The sequence below is a fragment of the Lactobacillus delbrueckii subsp. bulgaricus genome (assembly GCF_046938665.1).
Classification (GTDB): domain Bacteria; phylum Bacillota; class Bacilli; order Lactobacillales; family Lactobacillaceae; genus Lactobacillus; species Lactobacillus delbrueckii_C.
The window spans coordinates 23,661-33,690 of record NZ_JBKZCD010000021.1 but is presented as its reverse complement, the minus strand read 5'-3'; the positions used below and the strand labels follow the sequence as shown (position 1 = coordinate 33,690).

9 protein-coding genes are annotated in these 10,030 nt (G+C 51.6%); all 9 read left to right on the top strand.

The window, feature by feature from the left end; all coding sequences use genetic code 11:
- Window positions 1–1,011, top strand: a 1,011-nt coding sequence (locus tag ACLUXO_RS08075; RefSeq protein WP_412137109.1) for an LPXTG cell wall anchor domain-containing protein, incomplete at its 5' end; no start/stop codon positions are given.
- 218 nt (window positions 1,012–1,229) lie between these two features.
- Entirely contained in the window at window positions 1,230–1,643 is a 414-nt protein-coding gene (locus ACLUXO_RS08070; RefSeq protein WP_412137108.1) for a MarR family winged helix-turn-helix transcriptional regulator, read from the top strand.
- A gap of 9 nt (window positions 1,644–1,652) precedes the next feature.
- Window positions 1,653–3,038, top strand: coding sequence for a DHA2 family efflux MFS transporter permease subunit (locus ACLUXO_RS08065; protein WP_412137107.1), 1,386 nt, complete (start codon window positions 1,653–1,655; stop codon window positions 3,036–3,038).
- 74 nt (window positions 3,039–3,112) lie between these two features.
- Window positions 3,113–5,776 (top strand): DNA polymerase I, encoded by a 2,664-nt coding sequence (gene polA, locus ACLUXO_RS08060; RefSeq protein WP_412137106.1) that lies wholly within the window; start codon window positions 3,113–3,115, stop codon window positions 5,774–5,776.
- A 10-nt stretch (window positions 5,777–5,786) separates the two neighbouring features.
- The gene (mutM, locus tag ACLUXO_RS08055; RefSeq protein WP_412137105.1) at window positions 5,787–6,608 is read left to right on the top strand and encodes a DNA-formamidopyrimidine glycosylase; all 822 of its coding nucleotides are present in this window, start codon (window positions 5,787–5,789) and stop codon (window positions 6,606–6,608) included.
- An 8-nt stretch (window positions 6,609–6,616) separates the two neighbouring features.
- Window positions 6,617–7,201 carry a dephospho-CoA kinase gene (gene coaE, locus ACLUXO_RS08050; RefSeq protein ID WP_412137104.1) on the top strand — a complete coding sequence of 195 codons (585 nt, stop codon included), beginning with the start codon at window positions 6,617–6,619 and terminating at the stop codon, window positions 7,199–7,201.
- Between the two features lie 13 nt (window positions 7,202–7,214).
- A complete protein-coding gene (nrdR, locus tag ACLUXO_RS08045) occupies window positions 7,215–7,682 on the top strand; it encodes a transcriptional regulator NrdR (protein ID WP_002879222.1) in 468 nt (155 codons plus the stop codon).
- 3 nt (window positions 7,683–7,685) lie between these two features.
- On the top strand, window positions 7,686–9,020 hold the full coding sequence (locus ACLUXO_RS08040; RefSeq protein WP_412137103.1) for a DnaD domain protein: 1,335 nt from the start codon (window positions 7,686–7,688) through the stop codon (window positions 9,018–9,020).
- A 10-nt stretch (window positions 9,021–9,030) separates the two neighbouring features.
- On the top strand, window positions 9,031–9,954 hold the full coding sequence (dnaI, locus tag ACLUXO_RS08035; protein ID WP_412137102.1) for a primosomal protein DnaI: 924 nt from the start codon (window positions 9,031–9,033) through the stop codon (window positions 9,952–9,954).
- Window positions 9,955–10,030 lie beyond the last annotated feature (76 nt).

Here is a 10,030-nt window from a genome sequence, read left to right as displayed (position 1 = left end):
GGTGCTGACACGCCAACTTACAAGAACGATCCAGACGACCCAAGCAAGGTAGTTCCAAACGAACCAACTCCAGATGTACCAGGCTACAAGACTGACGTTCCAAAGGTAACTCCTGAAGATCCAACCAAGGATACTCCAGTGCCTTACACTAAGAACGAAACTCCAGCAGCTAAGTACGGCTTGACTGAAAAGTTCGTCGACGAAGACGGCAACGAACTGCTTCCAAGCGTAAATAAGGGTACTGACTACAAGACTGGTGACTCTTACGACGTAACTAAGGACGCTAAGGTTGTTGAAGGCTACGTACTGGTTAAGACTACTGACACGACTGGTACTTTCACTGATGGCAACAAGACTGCAGTCTTCACTTACAAGAAGATCGGCAAGATCGTTCCGGTAGATCCAAGCGGCAACCCAATCCCAGGTGCTGACACGCCAACTTACAAGAACAATCCAGAAGACCCATCTAAGGTAGTTCCAAACGAACCAACTCCAAACGTACCAGGCTACACGACGGATGTTCCAAATGTAACTCCAGAAGATCCAACTAAGGATACTCCGGTGCCTTACACTAAGAATACGACGCCTTCAACTCCAGAAGTGCCAAGTACTCCGGAAACTCCTTCTAACCCAGAAGTGCCAAGTACTCCGGAAACTCCTTCTAACCCAGAAGTGCCAAGTACTCCGGAAACTCCTTCTAACCCAGAAGAACCAACTACTCCGGACACGCCAGAAGTACCGAGTCAACCACAAGAGCCTGCATCACCATCAGGCCAAAATAACCCGCAGGTTCCAAGTCAACCAGCTAAGCCTGCAACGCCAAAGCAAACCACATTTGCTCCTAACAGCGGCAAGAAGACTCCTGCTCAAGGCAAGACTGCTACTGCAAGTCAGCTCCCACAAACTGGGGCAGACGAAGAAAAGGCTAGTCTGCTGAGCGCAGTAGGTCTGGGAGTAATCGCTCTGACTTCACTCTTTGGCCTCTTGGGCGGTAAGAAGCGCAAGCATTAAGAAAAATTCCCGACTATAATCTTATTTATCTCTTCTAAGCACGCAAAAAGTAACGGCGCCAAGACCACTCGGTCTTGACGCCGTTTTCTGTTGCTTTTTCAGCAACTTTCAGAAAACGCTAGACAGCTAACGAACAGCTGCTTATAATAATAGCTAGACAACTAACGAAAATGATGAATAGCTAAAGAATGTAGAGAAGAAAGAGAATGGGGGACAGGATGGAGCCAATCCGTAAATTGATCAAGCAGGCGGCTAAGGGGATCGACCAGCACTCCAGCGACTTTGCCAAGGAGATGAAGTTAACCCGGGCGCAGATGGCAACGATCGACTTCCTTGGTAAGCAGCCGGGCCAAATGGCCAAGCAGCGGGTGATCGAAGAAGAGTTTGCCATCAAGCGGTCAACGACCACCATCATGCTCCAGCGCATGGAGAAGAGGGGGCTGGTGAGCCGGCTGCCAGATCCAGCTGACAAGCGGCAAAAGCTGGTCAAGCTGACTGATGAAGCTAAGGACCTGCTGCCTGGAATCCAGGAAGAAATAAAAGATGATGTCCTGGAACTCCTGGACCACTTCAGTCAAGCTGACTTGGACACGGTTCGCCGTTTCTTAAAATATATTGCAGAAAAGGGGTAAAGAAATTCTATGAATTCAAAAATTCCTAACCGAGTCTACGCGGCAATCTTAGCCACTGGACTAATGTCCTTTAGCGGAGTCCTGGTGGAAACAGCAATGAATGTTGCCTTTCCAACCCTAATGCGGGAGTTTGGTCTGGCGACCAACACCGTTCAGTGGATGACTTCGATCTACCTTCTGGTTATCTCCGTTATCGTGCCGCTTTCCGCTGTTTTGAAAAGCTCTTTTCAGACTAAGCAGCTCTTTGTCACGGCCAATTTGCTCTTTTTCGCCGGCACCTTCCTGGACGCTTTAGCTCCAAATTTCGCGATTTTGCTCTTGGGCCGGGCTATCCAAGGTCTGGGCACCGGGATCGCCTTGCCTTTGATGTTCAATATTATCTTAGAGCAGGTGCCAGCTGACAAAATTGGCCTCATGATGGGCTTTGGCAACTTGATCACTGGCGTTGCTCCTGCTCTTGGCCCGACCTTCGGGGGACTCATCATCAACAACCTGGGCTGGCGCTATGTCTTCTTTTTCTTGCTGCCTTTGATCATCTTGTCTCTCTTCCTGGGCCTTTACGGCATTCAGCAGAAGTCCAAGATCGTTAAGATTAAGCCGGACTTCTTGAGCATTGTCTTTATCGCTATCCTCTTTGCCGGTGTCATTTATGGCTTCAGCAACCTTTCATCAGGGAAGTTGCTGACTAACCTGTTTCCGATTTTTATCGGTCTCTGCTCTTTGGGCTTCTTGCTTGGCCGGTCCAAAAAGCTGGCTCAGCCGATCCTGCACTTTGAAATCCTCAAGAATAAATCCTTCAGCGTGCACTTGCTGGGCTTTCTCATGATCCAGCTCTGCTCTTTGGGCAACGCCTTCCTGCTGCCTAACTACGTCCAGCTGGTTAACCAGTCTACGGCTACTGTTGCTGGTCTGGTTACCATGCCGGCTGGCATTGTCGGGGCCTTGATGAGCGTGGTTGGAGGCCGCCTCTATGACGACAAAGGGGCCCGCTTCCCAATCATTACCGGGGCCAGTCTGATGGCTGCCGAGCTGATTGCCTTTGCCTGCTTGTCCCAGCAGATGTCCGATCTTGTAATTTCACTGGTCTATATCATCTACATGACCGGGATGGGGATGAGCATTGGCGCCATTATGACCAATGCCTTGGCCAGCCTTAAGCCGGAATTCTCCGCGCAAGGCAATGCCTTCTTAAATACCATCCAGCAATTTGCCGGCGCCATCGGGACTTCGCTGACTTCAGCTATCGTGGCCCTCAGCCAAGCCCAATACGGGTCAAAGGGCCCGCGGCCAACAGCAATCGGTACTCAACACGCCTTTATATTCCTGGCCGTAATCGTGATCATCCTCTGGCTCATGTTCTACAAGAAGGTGAAAACAGAAGGCGGATCTAAATAATTAACGAACTAGCAAAAACTGCTAAAATACTTTATATAGGTATTTTGACAGTTTTTATTTTGTAAGGAATGACAATGAACAAGAAGAAGTTACTTTTAATCGATGGCAATTCCGTGGCCTTCCGGGCCTTTTTCGCCATGTACCAGCAGCTGGACAAGTTTAAGAACCCTGAAGGCCTCCACACCAACGCCCTCTATGCCTTCAAAAACATGCTGGACGTGGTCTTGAAGCAGGAAGACCCAAGCCATATCCTGGTGGCCTTTGACGCCGGCAAGACTACCTTCAGAACCGCCATGTACAAAGATTACAAGGGCGGCCGGGATAAGACCCCAGCCGAACTCTCTGAGCAGCTGCCTTACCTGCGGGAAATGCTCAAGGACATGGGAATCAAGAGCTACGAACTGGCCAACTATGAAGCCGACGACATCATCGGCACCATGGCTAAAAAAGGAGCCGAAGCTGGCTATGAAGTGGCTGTTGTTTCCGGGGACAAGGACTTGACCCAATTGGCTAGCGATCACGTTACCGTCTACGTGACCAAGTCCGGGGTAACCAAACTGGAAGCCTTCACTCCAGAGCACATGAAGGAAGTCAACGGGGTGACCCCGACTGAATTCATCGACATGAAGGCCCTGATGGGGGACCCGTCTGACAACTACCCAGGCGTGGCCAAGGTCGGCCCCAAGACTGCCTCTAAATTGATCCAGGAATACGGCAGCGTGGAAAACTTGTATGACCACGTTGACGAGATGAAGAAGTCCAAGCTGAAGGAAAACTTGATCGCCGGCAAGGACAATGCCCTTTTGGGTAAAAAGCTGGCGACTATCAACTGCGCCAGCCCGGTGGAAGTGACCCTTGCTGACCTTGAATACGAGGGCAGCAATGTCGATGACCTCCGCCGCTTCTATGAGAAGATGAACTTCCGCCGCTTCCTGGCTGACTTAGCCCAAAAAGGGGAACTGACCGAAAGCAAGATGGAAGTCAAAAAGCAGGATTATACCGTTCTCAGTGCTGACAACTTGGACCAGTTGCCAAAGGCTGAAGAAGTCACTTTCTACTTGGCCATGTTCGGCGACAACTACCACCTGGCTGACTTCGCTGGCTTTGCCTTGAGAATTGCTGACCAGACCTTTGTCAGCCGGGACGTCTTCCTCTTGCAGGAAGCGCCCTTGAAAGAAATGCTGGAAGATCCGGCTGTCAACAAGAACGTCTTTGACTTAAAGCGGACCACTTACGGCCTCTACCGGCTGGGGATGAAGGCTGAAGGCTTATCCTTTGACCTGCTCCTGGCTTCTTACCTGGTTGACAATGAGAAAAATTCCAATGACCTGGGTGAACTGGTTCAAGGCTACGACTACTATGACTTGAAGACCGACCTAGAAGTCTACGGGAAGGGGAAGAATGCCAAGATTCCAGAAGACGATGCGGTCTTCTTCAACCATCTGGCCGGCAAGACCGCGGCGATCGCGGCTTTGAAGGACAGCCTCTTAAAGCAGTTAAAAGACCACGAGCAAGACGACCTTTACGACTCAATTGAACTGCCAACGGCCAGAGTCCTGGCCAAGATGGAAATGAACGGGATCAAGGTCCAGCCTTCCCGCTTGAAGGAACTGGAAAACGACTTTGCTGTCCGTTTAAAGGATCTGGAAGAGAAGATCTACAAGGAAGCCGGGGAAGAATTCAACTTGAATTCACCAAAGCAGCTGGGGGTTATCCTCTTTGAAAAGCTGGGCCTGCCAGTCATCAAGAAGACTAAGACCGGCTACTCCACTTCAGTTGAAGTCTTGAACCAGTTGAAAGAGCAGAGCCCGGTTGTCAGCGACATCCTGGAATACCGGCAGATCGCCAAGATCCAGTCTACCTACGTTAAGGGCCTCTTAGACGTCATCGATGAGCGTGACGGCCGCATCCACACCCGCTACCTGCAGACTTTGACGGCAACTGGCCGCCTGTCTTCAGTTGACCCTAACCTGCAGAACATCCCAACCAGAACGGAAGAAGGCAAGCAGATCAGAAAGGCCTTTGTCCCATCAAGCCCGGATGGCTATATCTATTCTTGTGACTACTCCCAAATCGAGCTCCGGGTCCTGGCCCATGTCTCAGCCGACCCGAACATGCAGGAAGCCTTCAAGACTGGCTACGACATCCACGCCCACACGGCCATGAAGATCTTCCACTTAAATAGCGTTGACGAAGTAACGTCTTTGCAAAGACGGCGGGCCAAGGCGGTCAACTTCGGGATCGTCTACGGGATCTCTGACTACGGCCTGTCTAAGAACCTGGACATCTCCCGCAAGCAGGCCAAGGAATTCATCGACGAATACTTTGACCAATACCCAGGCATCCAGGCCTACATGGACCAGGCCGTTAAAGACGCCAGAGAAAAGGGCTACGCGGAAACCATCATGCATCGCCGCCGCTATCTGCCAGACATCCACGCCAAGAACTTCAATGTCCGCTCTTTCGCGGAAAGAACGGCAATCAACTCCCCAATCCAAGGGTCAGCCGCCGACATCATGAAGATTGCCATGATCAACATGCAAAAGAAGCTGGATGAACTGGGATTAAAGACCAAGATGGTCGTCCAGGTCCACGACGAATTGATCTTTGACGTGCCAGCTGATGAACTGGAAACGATTCAGAAGATTGTCCCGTCAGTCATGCAGTCCGCCGTTAAGTTGGACGTGCCTTTAGTCGCTGACGCCGGCTGGGGCCATGACTGGTATGAAGCAAAGTAGGAGGTAAAAAATGCCAGAAATGCCAGAAGTTGAAACGGTCCGCCGGACCCTGCGGCCCTTGGTCGTGGGCAAGACGATCGACCATGTCGATATTTGGTACGACAAGGTCATCACCGGCGACCCGGAAACTTTTAAAAGGGAGTTAAAGGGCAAGACCTTTACCGCTGTTGACCGCTACGCCAAATTCCTCCTTTTCCGTTTGGGCGACTTGACTGTTGTTTCCCATTTGCGGATGGAAGGCAAGTACCATTTAACGACCTGGGATGCACCGGTAGACAAGCATGAGCACCTGCAGTTTGCCTTTACTGACGGGTCTGCTCTGCGTTACGCGGATGTCCGCAAATTTGGCCGCCTGCAGCTAGTGGAAACTGGAACTGAATTCCAGGTCACAGGCCTAAAGAATTTGGGCGTTGAAGCTGATACTCCGGCCTTTAGCTTGGACTATTTTGCAAAAGGCTTGAAGAAAAGGAAAACAAACATCAAGAGCCTGCTCATGAGCCAGACCTTGGTGGCAGGTCTGGGAAACATTTATGTTGATGAAGTCCTCTGGCAAAGCCGAATCAATCCCTTAACGCCGGCTAACGAATTAAGCAAGGACCAGGTTAAGCGCCTCCACTCAGCCATCAATGGAACCATAGAAGAAGCTATCAAATACGGCGGCACCACCGTCCACAGCTTCTTAAATGCGGAAGGGGAGTCCGGCCATTACCAGGAAAAGCTTAAGGTTTATGGTAAAGAGGGCCAGCCATGCCCTCGCTGCGGGGAGAACTTTGTCAAGATCAAGATCAGCGGGCGGGGAACTACCTACTGCCTGCATTGTCAAAAGAGGTAAAGGTTTAGATGACTTTTTATCTGGGACTGACCGGCGGGATTGCCACGGGTAAGTCAACCGCCAGCCGGATATTAAAAGAGCTGGGCTGCCAGGTTATTGACAGTGACTTGATCGCCCACCAGCAGGCCGAAGTTGGCCAGGTCTCCTGGCAAAAGATCTTAAAAGAATTCGGACCGGACTTCTTCAATGAAGATAGAAGCCTCAACCGCAAGAAGCTTGGCCGGTATGTCTTTGCCAATCCTGATGCTTTAGCCAGATTGTCAGAAATTACCCAAGGCGAAGTCTTAAAAGAAGTTCAAAAAGAAATGCAGGAAAGCCAGAAATCTGTTTGCGTGATCGATGTGCCCCTGCTCTTTGAAGCCGGCTGGCAGGACTACTTTGATGCTGTCCTCTTGATCGCGGCGCCGGAAGAAGTGGAACTAGAACGCTTGATGGCGCGGGACGATTTAAGCCAAGCAGAAGCTAAAAGGCGGATGCAGGCCCAGCTGCCATTAGGGGAAAAACGCCTGTTGGCTAGCTATGTCCTTGAAAATACTGGTACAATAGAAGAACTAAGAGATAAATTGAGCAATCTGCTGAAAACTATCACGTGAAAGGAGCTTCTCTATGCTTTGTCCAAATTGCCATCAAAACGCCTCCCGGGTCATTGACTCCCGGCCCACTGACGAAGGGCGGACCATCCGCCGGCGGCGGGAATGCGAAAACTGCGGCTACCGCTTTACGACTTTTGAACGGGTGGAACAGTCACCCCTTTTGGTGATCAAGAACGACGGCACCAGAGAGGCCTTCAGCCGGGAAAAGATCCTGAACGGGGTGGCGGCTGCCTGCCAGAAGCGGCCGGTTACCAGTGAACAGCTCAACAAGCTGGTCGACAATGTTGAAAACCGGATCCGGGCTAAGGGAGTCAGCGAAATCTACTCCAAGGAAATCGGGGAACTGGTTATGGACCAATTAGCCGACATCGACGACGTGGCCTATATCCGCTTTGCCTCCATCTACCGCCAGTTCACTGACATGTCCAGCTTCATGAAGACCATGGAGGACATGATGGACCGGCACAGCAAGGCCAAGTAGTCCATGTACGAAAATTCCAATCCCCGCCTCAGGTACGTCGTTTTAAATGAGCTGACCGACCAGTCTGGGCAAGGGCAGGTCTTAATCAAGCTCTATCAGCCTTTGATCGGGGCTTTAGGGGTTGCTCTTTACCAGACCCTGGTCCAGGATTTTGATCCTTACCGGTCTTTGTCGGCTTCAAGTGCCCTGTACAGCTTGCAAGAAGACCTGGACTGCAGCCTCCGCCAGCTCTGGCAGGCCCTGCATAAGCTGGAAGCTGTGGGGCTCTTAAAGACCTATATCAGCCACAATCTCCGCTTGGGGGATATCCTGGCTTTTAAGCTGCATGCGGTGCCAGAGGCCAGTGAGTTTTTCAACACTTCGCTTCTGGCCAGCCTCTTAAAAGAAAAAGTTGGCGGGGTCCGCTTCAGCCAGCTGTCCCGGGAATTTGCCAAGCAGGCCCAGGTCAAGGAGCGGCAGCTGGATAATTTAGAAGAAGTCTCAGCTTCTTTCTTTGAAGTCTTCCGCCTGCCGGAAAATGAGGCTATCAATCCTTCGGAAGACGTCCAAAAGGCGGCTGAAGAAAATGCCAGCCAGAAGGCGGAAGAAGCCCAGGTCAACTTAAAGCAGATCGACTGGCAGTATTTGAAAGACCGCTTCGCGACTTACCAGATCCCGGAAAGCGAGATCGACCGGCAAAAAGACGAAATCCGGTCCATCATGGAGCTTTACGGCTTAAGTGAGGAAGAGTTTATCAACGAAACCCTGCCAACCCTGCATGGCAGCTACCAGCTGGACGCCGCGGCAATTAGAAAGAGCCTCAACTATAACTATAAGGCTGACCACCGCCGCAAGCAGGTGATTGAGCGGCAGGAAGAAAAGCAAGACCGGCCAAACGTGGACCAGCAAGACCAGCAGCTTTTAGACCTAGTTACTTCTAAATCGCCGATTAATTTTTTGGATGACATGAAGCAGGAGAAGGGTGGCTTTACCACGGCCAGAGAGCGGCAGATCGTCAATAACCTGGACGGGCAGATTCGCTTAAACCATGGCTTGATCAATGTTCTGGTCTACACCTGCCTCAACTACCAGCCGGTTTTGACCCAGGATTTAGCCTACCGGATCGCCAACGACTGGCTGCAAAAGGGCATCACGACTCCGGAAGCGGCCATCAAGCACCTGCGCGACGGGAAGAAGCAGGCCCCGGCAGGGCAAAAGAAGAACTACCCGGCATATTCAAGCGGCCGGCGGCTTGAACAGGGGACTGACTGGAACAAGAAGCAGTTTGTCCAGCCGGTCAACATTTCTGATGAGGACCTGCGGAAGATGCTGCAGGGGCCGGACAAGAAAGACAAGTAAGGGTGATTAGATGAGAGCAATTGGCGACATGTTGAGTGACGCGGCTAAGGCCGCGGCAGCCAAGAACGGGCAGGATTTTTCGGCGGAATCATTTGAAAAGATAAAAAAGCAGGTCTTTACTGACCCCGACGTCCGGGCCTTTCTGACGGCCCACCAGGACCAGCTGACCAAGGAGAGCGTGGACGCCAGCTTTGCCAGCCTCTATGAATACTGCCGGCAAAAAGATGGTCATGACAAGGTGATCAGCGGCTATTTGCCCCAGCTTTTCATGGAGGGTCCTTTAATCGGGATCCGTTACCAGGCCAGCCAGGACAAGCAGCGCCGGGACAAAGAAGCAGCAGCCAAGCGGCGGATTGAGTTGATTGACCTGCCGGAGAAATTGCGCCGGGTCAAGCTGGAAGACTTGGATATGGCCGATGACCGCAAGCAGGCCCTGTTTGAAGTGGGGGCCTTTTTGCAGGCTTACCAGAGCAATCCCCATGCCAGGGGCCTCTATTTAAGCGGGGACTTCGGAGTCGGGAAGACCTACATTTTAGCGGGCCTGGCCAACCGGGTAGCGGAAATGGGCGGCAGGGTGATCTTTTTGCACATGCCGACCTTTATCGCTGGTTTGTCCAGCCACTTCGGCGACAACAGCCTGCAGGCGGAAATCCAGCGCCTGGCGGCTTGTGATGTCTTGATTTTGGACGACATCGGGGCCGAGACCCTCAGTCCTTGGTCAAGAGACGACGTTTTAGGCGTGATTCTCCAGGCCCGGATGGACAATGACCTGCCGACCTTCTTCAGCTCCAACTTTGACATGAAGACCCTGGAGAGCCACTTCAGCGCGACCAAGAACGCTGATGACCCGGTCAAGGCGGCCCGGCTGATGCAAAGGGTCCGCTATTTGGCTAAAGAAGTGGTCGTTTACGGGAATAACCGCCGCCTGCCTTAGATTTTTTTGAAAAAAGTGGCAAAAAAGCCTTGTCTTATTTGGGCAAGGGGGTATAATCGAAAAGTAAATAGAAGAC

Bases quoted from the DNA above. Each gene is read 5' to 3' on its own strand.
- dnaI (WP_412137102.1), top strand. From the start codon at position 9,031: ATGAGAGCAATTGGCGACATGTTGAGTGACGCGGCTAAGGCCGCGGCA.
- ACLUXO_RS08040 (WP_412137103.1), top strand. From the start codon at position 7,686: ATGTACGAAAATTCCAATCCCCGCCTCAGGTACGTCGTTTTAAATGAG.
- nrdR (WP_002879222.1), top strand. From the start codon at position 7,215: ATGCTTTGTCCAAATTGCCATCAAAACGCCTCCCGGGTCATTGACTCC.
- polA (WP_412137106.1), top strand. From the start codon at position 3,113: ATGAACAAGAAGAAGTTACTTTTAATCGATGGCAATTCCGTGGCCTTC.
- coaE (WP_412137104.1), top strand. From the start codon at position 6,617: ATGACTTTTTATCTGGGACTGACCGGCGGGATTGCCACGGGTAAGTCA.
- mutM (WP_412137105.1), top strand. From the start codon at position 5,787: ATGCCAGAAATGCCAGAAGTTGAAACGGTCCGCCGGACCCTGCGGCCC.
- ACLUXO_RS08070 (WP_412137108.1), top strand. From the start codon at position 1,230: ATGGAGCCAATCCGTAAATTGATCAAGCAGGCGGCTAAGGGGATCGAC.
- ACLUXO_RS08065 (WP_412137107.1), top strand. From the start codon at position 1,653: ATGAATTCAAAAATTCCTAACCGAGTCTACGCGGCAATCTTAGCCACT.